11 protein-coding genes are annotated in these 15,190 nt (G+C 72.3%); 5 read left to right on the top strand and 6 right to left on the bottom strand.

Going from position 1 to position 15,190, the window contains the following annotated elements:
- The first annotated feature begins 109 nt into the window (after positions 1–109).
- Positions 110–643: an acyl-CoA thioesterase gene (locus tag ACZ4VK_RS24000; RefSeq protein ID WP_468355426.1), complete on the top strand. Its 534-nt coding sequence runs from the start codon at positions 110–112 to the stop codon at positions 641–643.
- 33 nt (positions 644–676) lie between these two features.
- On the opposite strand, the gene ACZ4VK_RS23995 is transcribed toward ACZ4VK_RS24000, so the two are convergent.
- A complete protein-coding gene (locus tag ACZ4VK_RS23995; RefSeq protein ID WP_468355423.1) occupies positions 677–2,209 on the bottom strand; it encodes an LCP family protein in 1,533 nt (510 codons plus the stop codon).
- A gap of 72 nt (positions 2,210–2,281) precedes the next feature.
- On the opposite strand from ACZ4VK_RS23995, the gene ACZ4VK_RS23990 reads away from it, so the two are divergent.
- Complete coding sequence (locus ACZ4VK_RS23990; RefSeq protein WP_468355420.1) at positions 2,282–3,307, top strand: glycosyltransferase family 2 protein; 1,026 nt, start codon at positions 2,282–2,284, stop codon at positions 3,305–3,307.
- An 89-nt stretch (positions 3,308–3,396) separates the two neighbouring features.
- Here the strand turns inward: ACZ4VK_RS23990 and ACZ4VK_RS23985 are convergent, their stop codons facing one another.
- From ACZ4VK_RS23985 to ACZ4VK_RS23970, 4 genes are all read right to left on the bottom strand, one after another.
- Positions 3,397–5,163, bottom strand: a complete 1,767-nt coding sequence (locus ACZ4VK_RS23985) for an LCP family protein (RefSeq protein WP_468355417.1) — start codon at positions 5,161–5,163, stop codon at positions 3,397–3,399.
- Between the two features lie 50 nt (positions 5,164–5,213).
- On the bottom strand, positions 5,214–6,950 hold the full coding sequence (locus ACZ4VK_RS23980) for an LCP family protein (protein ID WP_468355414.1): 1,737 nt from the start codon (positions 6,948–6,950) through the stop codon (positions 5,214–5,216).
- 307 nt (positions 6,951–7,257) lie between these two features.
- Positions 7,258–8,511 carry an LCP family protein gene (locus tag ACZ4VK_RS23975; RefSeq protein ID WP_468355411.1) on the bottom strand — a complete coding sequence of 418 codons (1,254 nt, stop codon included), beginning with the start codon at positions 8,509–8,511 and terminating at the stop codon, positions 7,258–7,260.
- Positions 8,512–8,732: 221 nt separating this feature from the next.
- A complete protein-coding gene (locus tag ACZ4VK_RS23970; protein ID WP_468355408.1) occupies positions 8,733–9,488 on the bottom strand; it encodes a TIGR03089 family protein in 756 nt (251 codons plus the stop codon).
- 137 nt (positions 9,489–9,625) lie between these two features.
- On the opposite strand from ACZ4VK_RS23970, the gene ACZ4VK_RS23965 reads away from it, so the two are divergent.
- From ACZ4VK_RS23965 to ACZ4VK_RS23955, 3 genes are all read left to right on the top strand, one after another.
- On the top strand, positions 9,626–11,227 hold the full coding sequence (locus tag ACZ4VK_RS23965; protein WP_468355405.1) for a peptidoglycan recognition protein family protein: 1,602 nt from the start codon (positions 9,626–9,628) through the stop codon (positions 11,225–11,227).
- 104 nt (positions 11,228–11,331) lie between these two features.
- The gene (manB, locus tag ACZ4VK_RS23960; protein WP_468355402.1) at positions 11,332–12,414 is read left to right on the top strand and encodes a mannose-1-phosphate guanylyltransferase; all 1,083 of its coding nucleotides are present in this window, start codon (positions 11,332–11,334) and stop codon (positions 12,412–12,414) included.
- 287 nt (positions 12,415–12,701) lie between these two features.
- Positions 12,702–13,742, top strand: coding sequence for a DNA-3-methyladenine glycosylase family protein (locus ACZ4VK_RS23955; protein WP_468355399.1), 1,041 nt, complete (start codon positions 12,702–12,704; stop codon positions 13,740–13,742).
- Positions 13,743–13,870: 128 nt separating this feature from the next.
- Here ACZ4VK_RS23955 and ACZ4VK_RS23950 read toward each other — a convergent pair whose 3' ends face one another.
- The gene (locus ACZ4VK_RS23950) at positions 13,871–15,178 is read right to left on the bottom strand and encodes a coenzyme F420-0:L-glutamate ligase (RefSeq protein ID WP_468355397.1); all 1,308 of its coding nucleotides are present in this window, start codon (positions 15,176–15,178) and stop codon (positions 13,871–13,873) included.
- Between the last annotated feature and the right edge of the window lie 12 nt (positions 15,179–15,190).

The following is a 15,190-nucleotide window of genomic DNA, read 5'->3' as shown; positions in this document are numbered from 1 at the left end:
GGCTTTACGGGCGACAGGCCGGGTGGAAGATCGGACCGGTGCTGTTGCCAAGCTGATGCAAAGCGGACCGAACGGCGACCCTCGCGGGACCCGGCATATGGTGGAGGGCATGACAGATCAGGGCGATATCCCGGGCAAGCCGACCTCCGCCTCCCGCACCACCCTCAGCCACATCATGACCAGCCACGACACCAACCTCCTGGGGACGGTGCACGGCGGCGTGATCATGAAGCTGGTGGACGACGCGGCCGGCGCCGTCGCGGGCCGGCACTCGGGCGGACCCGCGGTGACCGCCTCGATGGACGAGATGGCCTTCCTCGAGCCGGTACGGGTCGGGGACCTGGTGCATGTGAAGGCCCAGGTCAACTGGACCGGCCGGTCCTCGATGGAGGTCGGCGTCCGGGTCATGGCGGAGCGCTGGAACGAGTCCACGCCCGCGACCCAGGTCGGCTCGGCCTACCTCGTCTTCGCCGCCGTCGACGCGGAGGGCAAGCCGCGCGAGGTCCCGCAGGTCATCCCGGAGACGGAACAGGACAAGCGCCGGAACCAGGAAGCCCAGATCCGCCGCACCCACCGCCTCGCCCGCCGCCAGGCCATCAAGGACCTGAGAGACCACAGAGCATCCCAGGGCTACGAGGACTGACGGTCAGGCAAGGGCCCAAGGGCAGGACACCCCCTAGGGGCACACCACCCGGTCCCCGGTCACCGCCTCGAACGGACCCTCCCGCCCCGCCGCCTCCTCCGCCGCCACCGCCCGCACGCCCCGGTAGTCCGCCCCCACCGTCACCCGCAGCGTCCCGCCCCGCCCCGTCACCGGCTTCAGCTCCGCCCCCGGCAGCGCCGCCGCGAGGGTCTTCGCCGAGCGGTCCCAGCGGGGGTCGTACTCCACGACCGTGCGCGCCCGGTTCTTCCCCGGAGCGGTCATGGGCGTCCGCGTCGTGTCGAAGCCGGTCCCGCGCAGCGCGTCGTCGACCTTCCGGCCGAGACCGTCCGTGCCGGTCCCGTTGTAGACCTGCACCCGGACCTCGCGCGGCGCCACGTCCACCGCGAAGGCCTTGGGGGTGGCCTTCTCCGAGGAGGAGGCGGCGGGTTCCGTGGGGGTCAGCGGCCGGTCCTCCCGCAGCGCCTGGAAGAGTTTCTGCGCCTTCGACGCGTCCCACTTCACCGTCGAGCCGATCCCCTCCACCGGGAAGCTCATGTCCCCGATGGGAACGGACACGAACTCGGACGACGCCGGGGTGAAGCCGCGCATCGCCTTGGCGAGGGCGAACAGCTGGTCCGTACCGAAGTCCTCGTCGGCCCGGACGGAGCCCAGCATGGTCGTGGCCACCTGACGGAACCGGACCGGGTTGAGCAGCACCCCGCCGCTGGTCGTCCGGTCGATCAGCGCCGCGAGGAAGCGCTGCTGCCGCTGCATCCGCCCGATGTCGGCGGCCCCGTCGACGTGCCGGGAGCGCACGTACTGGAGGGCCTGGCCGCCGTCCAGCTCATGCGTGCCCGCGGCCAGGTCGAGCCCGGTGTACGCGTCCTTCACGGGCCGGGCCGTACAGATCTGCACGCCGCCGACCGCGTCCACGGTCCGCATGAAGCTGGTGAAGTCGACCTCCAGATAGTGGTCGATCTTGACGCCGGTCATCGACTCGACGGTCCGCACGGTGAGCCCGGGACCGCCCTCGGCGTACGCCGCGTTCAGCTTCACCGGGTGCGCCTGGTGCTTCTTCCCGCTGGTGAGGTCGGTGTGCTCGGGCATCTCGGCGTACGAGTCACGGGGCAGGCTCACCACGCTCGCCCGTTCCCGGTCCTCCGAGATGTGCACGAGCATCACCGTGTCGGTGCAGTGGCAGGGCGCGCCGCCGAGCCGGTACTTCGCCTTCTCCTCCTGGGTGATCCGGTCCCGGCCGTCGGTGCCGACGACCAGGATGTTCATCCCGTGCCCGGCCTGCGGGCGGTTCTTCATGTCCTTGAAGGGGTCGACCCGGGTGATCCCGGTGTCGAGACCGGTCACCACGGCGTGCCCGATCCCGCCGGCCGCGAGGACCGCCACGGAGAGCGCCGTCGCCATCCGCATGCCCCACCGGGGGCGCCTCCGCGGCCGGCGGACCGGCACGCGGCGGGCGGCGGGCCGGGGACGGGGCGTGCGGGGCGGTGTGGGCACGGACGGACACCTCCGCGGGTGTGACAAAGGGAACCGTGAGCACCGTAGGCCCATACGATCAGCGCAAGGGAGCACCACCCATGCGGCGCGCACCGCTGTCCCCCGTTCGCGGTAACGTGGCGGGCAATGAACGCCACGCCCCCCGTCTCCGTGATCATGCCGGTCCTCAACGAGGAGCGGCATCTGCGCACCTCGGTTCGTCACATCCTGGAGCAGGAGTACGACGGCGAGATGGAGGTGGTGATCGCCCTCGGCCCGTCCACGGACCGTACGGACGAGATCGCCGCCGAGCTCGTACGAGAAGACCCCCGCGTCAAGACCGTGCCGAATCCCACCGGCCGCACGCCCGCCGCCCTCAACGCGGCGATCAAGGCCTCGCGTCACCCGATCGTGGTGCGCGTCGACGGCCACGGCATGCTCTCGCCGAACTACATCGCCACCGCCGTCCGGCTCCTGGAGGAGACCGGCGCGCAGAACGTCGGCGGGGTGATGCACGCCGAGGGCGAGAACGCCTGGGAGGACGCGGTCGCCGCCGCGATGACCTCGAAGATCGGCGTCGGCAACGCGGCCTTCCACACCGGAGGCGAGGCGGGCCCGGCGGAGACCGTCTATCTGGGTGTCTTCCGGCGCGAGGCGCTCGAGCAGCAGGACGGCTACAACGTGGAGTTCATCCGCGCCCAGGACTGGGAGCTGAACTTCCGCATCCGTGAGGCCGGCGGCCTGATCTGGTTCTCGCCGGAGCTGCGCGTCCAGTACCGCCCGAGGCCCTCCGTGAAGGCCCTCGCCAAGCAGTACAAGGACTACGGCCGCTGGCGCCATGTGGTGGCCCGCTACCACCAGGGCTCCATCAACCTCCGCTATCTGGCCCCGCCGACCGCCGTCTGCGCCATCGCCGCCGGCCTGGTCGTCGGCGCCGTCCTGACCCCGCTCGGCTTCGTGATCCCGGCCGGCTACCTCGCCGCGATCACGGCCGGTTCCGTCCCGGCGGGCAAGGGCCTCCCGCTGAAGGCCCGCCTCCAGATCCCGGTGGCGCTCGCGACGATGCACATGTCGTGGGGGTACGGCTTCCTCACGAGCCCGCGCTCGCTCGCGAGGAAGGTCATCGCCAGCCGCCGCCCGGCGGTGAAGACCGGCGAGTCCGAGACGGTCTGACGACACCCGCGTACACCCGCGTACGAGAACGGCGGCCGGGTCCCTTTCGGGGCCCGGCCGCCGTGTCGTCAGGCGTGAGGTGGGGAACGTCAGCTCTCCCCGTCCCACCGGTAGACCGAGTAGATGTCCATGCAGGTCGACTTGTCGTCGGCGCCCTCGGGCAGGTCGCCCGCCTCCACCGCCGGAGCCTTGTACACATCACCCTCGCGCCAGTCCGCGCCGACGACGAGCGTGATGCCCTCCGTCGTGGCGTCGGGCCTGACCTTGGCCTCCGGCAGTCCGAGGGCCTTCGCGACGGACACCGCGTTCGCCCGGCCCTGGTCGCCGTCCGCCTTCGGGTACAGGACGACCGAGTCCTCGCGGGGCTGGGCCTCCTTGGAGGCCTCGGCCTGGGTGAAGCCGTGGCCCGTCAGGGTCTCGGTGACGGCCTTGGCGCGTCCCTCGACGGGCGCCTCGTCGGTGCCCGCGGTGCCGTTGGCGACCGTGACGGGGAAGGAGCCGGGGGCCTCGGCGGTGGCCTTCGGCTTCGCGGAGGTGCTCGGCTTCGGCTTGGTCGTGGCCGGCTTGCCGTTCTTGTCGAAGGCGATGTCGTCGCGGAGCATCGCCCACATCTTCTCGGCGGACGGCTTGACCATCTCGAGCTTGTTCTTGTCCTGGGACCATTCGGTCGTGGGGACCGTCGCCGTCGTGAGGCGGTTCATCTTCACGTTCTTGAGCTGCATCGACAGGTCGAAGAGCTTCTTCACCGACTTGAGCTCGTCGGAGACCTGGAGCGCCTTGGTGGCGGTCTCGGCGAGCCCCATCAGCTGGCCGGTGTCGCTCCAGGCGTTCTGCTTCTGGAGCTTCTCGACCATGCCGTTGAGGTACATGTGCTGGGCCTTGGCCCGGCCCTGGTCGTTACCGAAGGCGTGCCGGGTACGGAGCCATTGGAGGGCCTGCTTGCCCTGGATCTCCGTGGTGCCCTCCTTCAGCTTGAGACCGGAGCCGCCCTTCACCCGCCGGGTCGGCCTGTCCCAGACGCCGGTCTTCACGCAGACGGGGACGCCGCCGACCTCGTCGGCCATCGCCACCACACCCGCGAAGTCGATCATCATCCAGTGGTCGATGTAGACCCCGGTGATGCTCTCCCAGGTGGTCAGCGTGCAGCCGGGACCGCCGCGACCGAGCGTCTCGTTGATGGGGGAGGTGGTCGTCGCCCGGTAGGTGGAGCCGTCCTCGCCCTTGCACTCCGGGATGGGCACGATCGTGTCGCGCGGGATGGTGACGATGGAGGCGTTCTGCCGGTCGGCCGAGACGTGCAGCAGCATCTGGACGTCGGCGAGCGGCTTCGCCTCGCGGAGGTTCTTGCCGCCGCCGAGTGCCACGTTCTTGGCGTCCGCCCGGCTGTCGGAGCCGATCAGGAGGATGTTCAGCGGGGTGTCGCCGAGCGCGTTCGGCGGGCCCTTCTTCACGCCGCTGTCGCCGCCCGCGCGCGAGCCGCCGCGGATGTTGCCGTTCAGGTGCTCGTAGTACAGGTATCCGGCGCCGGCCGTCCCGAGTATCAGCACCGACAGGGCGATCGCCGCCCAGCGCATCGCCCTGCGCTTGCCGGTCTTCTTGGCGCGCCGGCGCGCGGCGGCGCGCCCGCCCGCACCCGTACCGCCGCCCGAGCCCGTACGACCGCGACCTGGCCCCGTACCGCCGCGGCGGCGTTCGGCGCGGGTCGGCGCGGGTGCGTCCGTCGTCTTCTCCTCGGGAGCGTCGCCGCCGGCGCCGGTGGCGTCACCGGCGCCGTGCAGTTCGTCGTCCCAGCCCAGTTCACGGGCGCGTGGTACGCGTCCCCGCGTTCCCTCCCCACGCACACTGTTCTGTCCCACCCCTGGTCCCCTCGTCAGTCAGGAGCGCGCCGAGCCCCGGTGGTTCCGGGTCACTTGGCGCACACCTGCTTGTCTGCTTCAACCTGACCCACGTCCGGCGCCTTCGTCGGAGCGGCCATGGAAATCCCTGCGCCCTTGAAGTCGGCGCCGAGGACGAGCGTCATGGGCTCGCGTTCCCCGGCGGCCTGTGTGCCCGGCTTGAGCGCCGTGGCGGGCAGGCCCATCATGTCCGCGAGTTTGCGGGCCTGATCGGCCTGGTTCGGGGCGTAGGTGAGCGTGGTCTTCGCCGCCTTCTCGGGGGCGTTGCTCTTGTTGGTGGAGCGGGTCACACCCTGCTCGTTCTGGAGCCAGACGATGGTCGACTGGGCCGCGCCCTGGATGCCGCTGCCGTTGTAGACGTCGACGCGTACGTCGGCGGCCGCGGCGCGCGGTCCCTGGAGGAGCTTCGCCTGGGCCTGCGCCTTGGCGTCCTTGGCCTGCTTCTCCTTCTTCTTCACCTCGGTGAAGGAGACGTCGTTCTCGATCATCGAGAACACCTGAGGGGCCAGCTCCTGGTTGAGGACGACCGTCGCCCGCTTGTTGGGCGGCTCGTCGGGATTGTCGACGACCGGAACGGTCACGAAGCTGATGTTCTTCAGGTCGACCTTTCCGATCTCCTTGGCCAGGGTCGTCAGCTTCATGACGCTGTCTATCCCCTTGTCGACCGTGAGCGCCTCGGTGGCCGCGTTCGCGACCGAGAGCAGCTGCGACGGGCTGTCCAGGGTGTCTTCCTTGAGCTGCCGCATCATCGAGGCGAGGAACTGCTGCTGCATCTTGATGCGGTCCAGGTCGCTCTCGTTCCCGAGGCCGTGACGGTTGCGGAGGAACGCGAGGGCGTCCTCGCCCTGGATGCGGTGCTCGCCCTCGGGGAGGTCGAGCTTGGACTCGGTGTCCTTGATGGGCTTGGACAGGCAGACCTTCACGCCGCCGACGGCGGTCGACAGCGTCTTGACGGCGTTGAAGTCGACCATCATGAAGTGGTTGATCCCCAGGCCGGACATCTCCGTGATGGTGCGGATCGTGCAGCCCGGGTCGCGGCCGTCCACGCCGAAGGACTCGTTGAACTTGGTCTTGCCGACCGAGCCGGGGATGACCTTCGTCGAGCCGTCGGGCTGCTTCGTGGGGCAGTCCGGGATCTCGATCTTGAGGTCACGGGGGATGCTCAGGGCCGTCGCGTTGGTCCGGTCCTCGGAGATGTGGATGAGGAACGTCGTGTCGGCGTGGCCGGTGACGTTCGACTTGTTCCCGTAGCTCTCGTTGCCCTCACCTGTGCGGACGTCGTTGCCGATGATCAGGATGTTGAGCGGCCCGTCCATCGTCTCCGCGTTGACCGTGGCGTTGCCGACGTCGACCGAGCCGATGTTGCCGTCGAGCTTGTTGTAGAGCAGGTACGCGCCGGTCGCGCCGCCGACGAGGACGAACGCCATCGTGCCGCCGGTCCACAGCAGGACCTTCTTCTTGCGGGACGCGCCCTGCTTGCGCTTGCGGCGGCTCGCGGGCGGCTGCTGACCGCCGCCGCCCGTCCCGGTGACCCGGCGGCGGCGCTGGCCGGGCACGGGTGCCTCGACGGGGGTGTCGGCGGGTGCCGGAGCGGGGACGGTGGATCTACGGGGCCTGGACGGGGCGTGCGACGGTGACTGCCCAGCGGAGTGGTCCAGTCGCAGTTCGTAGTTGCCTGTCTGCGGGTTGAGCACCCACTGGTCGGCGGGGTCGATCTCGTCCGCCCGTCCACGGCTGTGCGCGTCCACGGTTACTCGAGTCCTCCGTCGGTGCCACGCGAGGCGCCTCCCCCACAGGGCGCCGCTCTCTCGGTCGTTCGATCCTTGGTGATGCGACCACACGGTCGGGGTGCACCGGATCGCGTCACACTATCCGCCCAGTTCAGCGTGGGGCGACGCGCGTGACAAATTCCACGCCCCTTACAACCGGGCAATTTGCTCAAACCTCATCGCTCACGGCCCTCCCCTTGGTGTGGCCTTTACTCAGCGTCCTCAGGGGCCCTTCGAGGCGACCCCTTTCACCGACCCCTCCGCCGGCCCCCGCCGGACCGACCCGCTAGGCGCACACCCCTTCCGCCGCGTTCCGGCCGGTGAACGTCGGGGTCGTGGAGGGTGTCGGGGTGTCCGCGTCGTCGGGCTTCCCGTCCGTCCCGCCGCCCCGTCCGTCGTCGTCCGGCTCGCCCGGAACCACCGCCACGGGCCGGTCCTCCCGTAGCTGCTTGAAGAGTTGACTCGCCTCCGGCTGTACGAGTTCGTCCCGGTTCGCGTCGTATGTATAGGGGCGGCGCGGGACCGTGAGGAACTGCACCTTCTCGGTCGGGACCGCCCGCATCGACCGCGCGAGGTCATACAGGTCCCGCAGCGAGTCAAGACCCGAGTCGGTCGTGATCGCCTTGGTGGCCGCGTCCAGGACCGGATAGAGCTTGGTCGGGTTCAGCAGGACCCCGTCGCTCTGCACCTTGTTGACGAGGGCGCCGAGGAACTGCTGCTGGCGGTCCATGCGTTCCGTGTCGCTGCCGTTGCCGATCGACTTCCGCGCGCGTACGAAGCCGAGCGCCTGCTCCCCGTGGAGCGTCTGCCGGCCCGCGGGCAGCTTCAGCTTCGCGTCGGGGTCGTCCACGGGCTCCTTGAGGCAGACCTCCACGCCGTCGACGGCGTCGACCATCTTCTTGAAGCCCCGGAAGTCGATCACCATGTGGTGGTCCACCCGGATCCCGGTCAACTTCTCGACCGTACGGATCGTGCACGCCGTCCCGCCGAACTCGAAGGCCGAGTTGAACTGCGCGAACTGCTCACCGGTCCGGGTCCCGTCGGCCTGGCGGCAGCTCGGGATCGTCACCATCAGGTCGCGGGGGAGGGAGACGGCGGTCGCGCTCGACTTCCCCGCCGACAGGTGCAGCAGGATCGTCGTGTCGGAACGCTGGGTCCCCTTGTCCCTGCCGTACTCGCGGTTGCCCGCGCCCGCCCGGGTGTCCGAACCGATGAGCAGGATGTTCCGGGCCGCCGAGACGACCGCGGCCGGGCGCTCCTTCTCGTACCTCCGGAGCTCGTCGGCGGCGTGGGTGTCCGTGGTGATGTTGCCGTCGAGCTTCCGGTAGAACCACCAGCCGGCCCCGGCCCCGGCCAGCAGCACGACCGAGACGCCGAGCGCCGTCCACCGGAGCCAGCGGTGCCGGCGCGGCCCCTCCGGCTCGACGGGCGTGGCCCACCGCGGCCACTGCTGCCGGCGCGGCCCCTCCGGGGCGCCGGGCGCCGTGCCCTCCGCGGGAGGCGGATCCGGTTCGGAGGGCGTGCCCACGCGGTCCGTCACGTCTGAGTCCGTCCTTCATGGCGTCGGCGGCACGCCGGGCGGCCGCCGGTCGCAGAAGGAGACGGCCGAACCCGACACATGGTTGTACGGAAGGAATCGACTCCCCCCGGCCGATCATCCACCGGACGGCACGCCGGGACCCGGGGACTCGGCGCGGTGCTACGCCGAACGAGGATTCCTCGTCCGGGCGGCCTGGTCCGGGGCGCTCGGGGGCCGGTGGGTCAGGCGGTGGTCGTCACCGTCACCCGCTCGCTCTCCACGCGCTTGGCGAGGGACTCGGGCGACAGCTGGTCCAGGTTCCGGCAGAGGACCACGGATCCGCCGGCCGCGAGGGGCGCGTACAGGCCGGCCGAGAGCCCCTTCCACTCCCCGTACCCGAGCCCGGAGAGCAGCCGGGCGCCGGGCGCGAGGCCGAGCGCCTCCGCGTCCGCGCGGGCCTGTTCGACGAGCTGCGCGCCGCTGCGTTCCGTACCGTCGACGACGAGCGCGGCGGCGTCGGGATCGACCGGTGCGAACGGGGCGAACCGGTCGCCCTGGCTCGGCACCTCGACCGCGTAGTCCGCGTATCCGGCGGGCGCGGCCGGGAAACGGCGGCCCAGCGGGGCGAGCGAGAGCGCGATCCGCTCGCCGGAGCAGGCGCGACCCGCGTCGAGCGTGTCAGGACCCGCCACGACGAGGTCCGCGTCCGCCGGGTCGCCGCCGATCTCCGCGGTCACCCCGACGGAGGAGCAGGCGAGCAGCCAGACGGCGCTCTGCCAGTGCGCGGGAAGCAGCAGCGCGAGCCGGTCGCCGGGCTCCGCGGACAGTTCGCCCTGGAGCAGGTTCGCCGTCTTGGCCACCCAATTGGCGAAGGTGGCGACGGACAATTCCACCCGTTCACCGGTGGCGTCGTCGTAGAAGGTGACCAAGGGGCGGGCGGGGTCCGCGGCGAGCGCGGATCGCAGCAGGTCGGCAGGGGTGCGGTCGCTGGCGTTCACGCCGGACAGCGTACGCGCGGGGCCGTGCGGGGGTCCGCCGTACCGGTGACGCCGTCCACCGGTCGGCCCGACACGGCGTCAGTTTCCGGGGCTTTTCCCGGCGCGCGGAACGGCTCCCGGGTACGCACGATCGGCCCATGCGTGCCTCACTCGCCTCCCCGATCGCCGTCACCTGCGCGGCGGTCCTCGCCCTGCCGGTCTCCCTCGCCGCGCCCGCGGCGGCCGAGGTGCCACCGGCGCTCGGACAGCCACCCGCACTCTCCGCACAGCCACCCACGCCCGAACTCTCCGGCACCACCCAGTCCCTGCCGCTGGAAGCGCAGGGCGGGGACGCCGACCGGTCCCTGGGGGGCGGGGGGGACGGGACGGACGCGCAGGGACTCACCCGACGCGACGTCAGGCCCTTCTCCCTCGTCGGGGTCGTCTGGGACGACCCGGCCGCCGCACTGCACGGCACCGTGCAGGTCCGCACCCGGGCCACCGGCGGCGACGTCTGGTCGGAGTGGCAGGACGTGGAGACCCACAACGAGGAACACGGCGCCGACCCGGACACCGCCGAAGGCGCCGGACGGGCGCTCAAGGGGTCCACGGCCCCGCTGTGGGTGGGCGACTCGGACGGCGTGGAGATCCGCGTACGGGGAGAGGAACCGCTCCCCGAGGGCCTCCGCCTGGAACTGGTCGACCCGGGCGAGGGCCCGGGGACACCCGCACCCGAATCCGCGCCGGGGTCCGTGCCGGGATCCGAGTCCGCGCCGGGATCCGCTCCCGCACCCGAATCCGCGCCGGGGCCCGTGCCCGCTTCCGCTCCCGTGACCCGGACCGCGGCGGTCCCGATCCCCGTGGCGGGCCTGGCCGGCGTGACCGGCCTGCACGCGGCGGAGGCGGCGGCCAGCGCCGTCAACGCCCAGCTGGCCGCGTTCGGCGCCCACTGGATCCCGGCCCTGTCGAAGCAGGCGACGGAGCTCACGATCCCGTACCTGCCCCGCACACAGACGATCCAGAACGCCTTGGCCCACCTCCCGTACGCCCTGCCGGCGTCCGCCGAGGACGCCACCGCCCAAGCCGCCGAGGACGCCGCGGCGCAGCCGTCCGCCCCCGACGCGGCGCAGCCGGCCGCCGCGGCGAAGCCGTACATCGGCCCCCGGCCCAAGATCATCACGCGTAAGGGCTGGGGCGCCGACGAGAAGATCCGGGAGAAGGGCTTCGTCTACACGAAGACCATCAAGGCGGCCTTCGTCCACCACAGCGCGACCGGCAACAACTACACCTGCGCCCAGGCGCCCTCAGTCCTGCGCAGTATCTACCGCTACCACGTCCTGAGCAGCGGATGGCGGGACTTCGGCTACAACTTCGCCGTCGACAAGTGCGGAAACATCTACGAAGGACGTGCGGGAGGCGTGGCCAAGGCCGTTCTCGGCGCGCACACCCTCGGTTTCAACACCAACAGCATGGGCATCGCCGTCCTCGGCACCTTCAGCAAGACCAATCCGCCGACAGCCGCGGTGACCGCCGTCGCCCGCCTGACGGCCTGGAAGCTCGGGCTGTACGGGCTGAACCCGAAGGGAACGTCCTCTCTCGTCTCAGGAGGCGGAAACCTGTACAAGAAGGGCACGAAGGTCCGGTTCAACGCCATCGCGGGACACCGTGACGGATTCGCCACGGAGTGCCCCGGAGTGCGGCTGTACGGCAAGCTCGGAACGGCCCGTGCGAGCTCCGCGAAATACCAGGGAAGGAGCTGATGGGGTCATCGGGGCAACCATCTGCCTAAACTGACCGGTCATATCGCACGGACGACCGAGACGGGCGAGCCGACCGGCCCCGAACAGGAAGCAGAGACGACAAGGTGACAGAAGCGATCCTCCTGGTCGGTGGCAAGGGAACACGGCTGCGACCGCTCACGGTCAACACGCCCAAGCCCATGGTCCCGGCAGCGGGCGTCCCCTTCCTGACGCACCAGCTGGCCCGCGCCCGCGCCGCCGGCGTCGAGCACATCGTGCTCGCCACCTCCTACCTGGCCGAGGTCTTCGAACCGCACTTCGGAGACGGTTCCGCGCTCGGCCTGAGCCTGGAGTACGTCACCGAGGAGGAGCCGCTCGGCACCGGCGGCGCGATCCGCAACGTGGCCTCCCGGCTGCGGTCCGGCCCCGACGACCCGGTCCTCATCTTCAACGGGGACATCCTCACGGGCCTCGACATCGGGGCCCTCGTCGCCACCCACTCCTCCTCCGGCGCGGACGTCTCGCTCCACCTCACGCGGGTGGAGGACCCGAGAGCCTTCGGCCTGGTCCCCACGGACGAGACGGGCCGGGTGACGGCCTTCCTGGAGAAGCCCCAGACCCCCGAAGAGATCGTCACGGACCAGATCAACGCGGGCGCGTACGTCTTCCGCCGCTCGGTCATCGACACGATCCCCACGGGCCGCCCCGTCTCCGTCGAACGCGAGACCTTCCCCGAACTCCTCTCCTCCGGGGCGCACCTCCAGGGCATGGTCGACTCGACGTACTGGCTGGACCTCGGCACCCCGCAGGCCTTCGTCCGCGGCTCCGCCGACCTGGTCCTGGGCCGCGCCCCGTCGCCGGCCGTCCCGGGCCGCTGCGGCGACCGCCTGGTCCTGCCGACGGCCCGCGTCGCCCCCGACGCCAAGCTGACCGGTGGCACGGTCGTCGGCGCCGACGCGGTGGTCGGCGAGGGTGCCCGCATCACCGGCTCCACGCTCCTCGCGGGCGCGGTCGTCGAACCGGGCGCGGTGATCACCGACTCCCTGATAGGCGCGGGCGCCCGCATCGGCGCGCGCTCGGTCCTCACGGGCGCGGTCATCGGCGACGGCGCCCACGTGGGCCCCGACAACGAACTCCGCGACGGCATCCGCATCTGGTGCGACGCCACCCTCCCCGCGTCAACGGTCCGCTTCTCCTCGGACCAGTAACCCCGGCGCCGCCCGCTCCCACCGGGGGCGGGCCCGTCCCCCACCCGGGTTGTGGGCATACGTCCGCCAAGGGCGGAACGGGTGGGCACAACCCCCTCAGGGCGCCGCCCGTCACCAGCACGCCCACCCGAAGGACCTCCCCCGCACCGCGACCACCCCCGCACACCGCCCCGCGCGCTCACCCCGCTCAGGCCGCCCGCCCGGCCGCCCGCCGGCGCCCCGCCCGGCCGCCCGCCGGCGCCCCGCCCGGCCGCCCGCCGGCGCCCCGCCCGGCTACGCTCGTAGCCATGGCCGGCCGCTTCGCACCCAGACCCACCCGCACCACGATCCGCGGCGGCCACATTCCCGTACCCCACGGGCCCGTCCGGGACGCCAGGCCCGAAGCCGCACCGGACGACCAGCCCCAGCCGGAGGCGGCCGCGGCCGCGGAGCTGGACCAGGCCCACACCCAGGGCCCCGACCTCCGCCTCACCCTCGCCCCCCTCCGCCGCGGCCCCGCCGACCCCACCTTCCGCATGACCCCCGACGGCTCCGTCTGGCGGGCCAGCCGCACCCCCGACGGCCCCGGCACCCTCCGTGTCGCGGTCCGCGACGGCCGGGTCGCGGGCGAGGCGTGGGGCGCGGGCGGCTCCTGGCTCATGTCCCGCCTCCCCGCGCTGCTCGGCGCCGAGGACGATCCGGCCGCCTTCGTCCCCCGCCACAAGCTGCTCCTGGCGACCCACCGCCGCCGCCCCGGCCTCCGCCTCACCCGTACCGGCCTGGTCCTCGAGTCGCTGATCCCCTCCGTCCTCGAGCAGAAGGTCACGACGCACGAGGCGTACGGCGCCTGGCGACTCCTCGTACGGAAGTACGGCGAGCCGGCCCCGGGCCCCGCCCCCGAGGGCATGTACGTGATGCCGGACGCGCGTACGTGGTCGATGATCCCGTCCTGGGAGTGGCACCGCGCGAACGTCGACGGCAAGCGCTCGGCCACGATCGTCCGCGCCGCCCGCGTGGCCGCCCGCCTGGAGGAGGCCGCGCACATGGACCCGCCGGCGGCCCGGAAACGCCTGGAACTGGTCCCGGGCATCGGCCCCTGGACGAGCGCCGAGACGATCCAGCGCAGCAACGGCGCCCCCGACGAGGTCACCACCGGCGACCTCCACCTCCCGGGGATCGTCGGCTGGGCCCTCGCGGGCGACCGCACGGCCGACGACGAGGCGATGCTGGAGCTTCTCGCCCCGTACGCGGGCCAGCGCCACCGCGCGGCCCGGCTGATCCTGCTGAGCGGCCGGGTCCCGCCCCGCAGGGCGCCCCGCATGACCCCGGGCGACATCACGGCGATCTGACCGACAGCGGCCGGCCACGGGGGGAAGCCCCCCCCATGGCCGTGACCGGCACGGACCGGCAGCGGGAGCGACGGGATCAGGCCGCCCGGAGGCGAATCCCGTAGCCGCGCTGAGGTTCACAGCGAACCTCAGCGCACCTCGACGAACTCCGCCGCCACCCGCGCGGCCCGTTCCCTCGGCGGCCCCGCCGGGTGTCCGATCGCCACCGCGCCGAGCGGGTCCCAGCCGTCGGGCAGGTCGAGGACCTCCCGTACGACGTCCCGGCAGAACATCGTCGAGGACACCCACGCCGACCCCAGCCGCTCACCCGCGAGCGCCACCAGGAAGTTCTGCACGCCCGCGCCCGCCGCGACCACGAACATCTCGCGCTCGGCCGTGTCCCGGCGCGGATCGCCGTAGTGGTGGGAGCCGTCCATGACGAGGCAGGGCACCGCCAGATAGGGGGCGTTCCGCAGGACGTCCCCGCGCCGCACCCGCTTGGCGATGGACTCCTCGGACTTGCCGTCCCGCCGCAGGTCCGCGATCCACGCGTCCCGCATCGCGTCGAGCAGCCGCGTCCGCGAGGCCGCCGACTCCAGGAGCACGAACCGCCACGGCGTGGTGTGGTGCGGGGCCGGAGCCGTCACGGCCGCGGCGACCGCGCGCCGTACCGCGCCGGGGTCGACCGGGTCATCGGTGAACTCCCGTACGGTCCGCCGCAGCGTCACCGCCTCGCGCACGGCCTCCGAGGTGCCGAGCCGGAACATGTCGCCGGCCGCGCCGCGCACGAGCGCCCGCGCCCCCGGCTCCGCGTCACCGGCGACCACGTGCGGCAGACCGCGGACGACGGCGACCGGCAGACCGGCCGCCTTGCCCTTCACCAGGTCGCCCGCGGCGGCGAGTTCGTCGGCGGTGGCGACGACGGTCGCGCTCAGCGGATTGCCGTACGCGTCGGTCCCGCCGCGCAGGTCGTCCAGGACCCGTACGCCGGCCGCCCCGATGGCCACGTCGGTGAGCCCGCTGCGCCAGGGCCGCCCGAAGGTGTCCGTGACGACGACGCCCACGTCGACGCCGAGCGCCTCGCGCAACCCCGAACGGATGCGCCGCGCCGAGGCGTCGGGGTCCTCGGGCAGCAACAGCACCGTCCCGGCGGGGGTGTTGGACGCGTCGACCCCGGCGGCGGCCATGACGAGCCCCTGCCGGTTCTCGACGATCCGCAGGGTGCCGCGCCGCGCCACCACCCGTACCGTCTCGGCGTCGATGGCCTCCTCGCGGTCGTCGGCGGCGACCACCCGCCCCTCGGCCTTGCTCACGATCTTGGAGGTGACGAGGAGGACGTCCCCGTCGACGAGCTCCGGCGAGACGGAGGAGATCAGCTTGGCCAGGTCGTCCCCGGCCGTCACCTCCGGCAGCCCGGCCAGGGCCCAGACCCGGTACGAAGGGGCCACGGCGCCCACCTCCGGACCTTC

It is taken from the genome of Streptomyces sp. NPDC028711, from assembly GCF_055565415.1.
This window is presented reverse-complemented; position numbering and strand designations above follow the sequence as displayed.

Excerpts from the sequence above, each read along its gene's own strand:
- ACZ4VK_RS24000 (WP_468355426.1), top strand. The coding sequence starts at position 110 with ATGACAGATCAGGGCGATATCCCGGGCAAGCCGACCTCCGCCTCCCGC.
- ACZ4VK_RS23995 (WP_468355423.1), bottom strand. The coding sequence starts at position 2,209 with ATGGGCCTACGGTGCTCACGGTTCCCTTTGTCACACCCGCGGAGGTGT.
- ACZ4VK_RS23990 (WP_468355420.1), top strand. The coding sequence starts at position 2,282 with ATGAACGCCACGCCCCCCGTCTCCGTGATCATGCCGGTCCTCAACGAG.
- ACZ4VK_RS23965 (WP_468355405.1), top strand. The coding sequence starts at position 9,626 with ATGCGTGCCTCACTCGCCTCCCCGATCGCCGTCACCTGCGCGGCGGTC.
- ACZ4VK_RS23955 (WP_468355399.1), top strand. The coding sequence starts at position 12,702 with ATGGCCGGCCGCTTCGCACCCAGACCCACCCGCACCACGATCCGCGGC.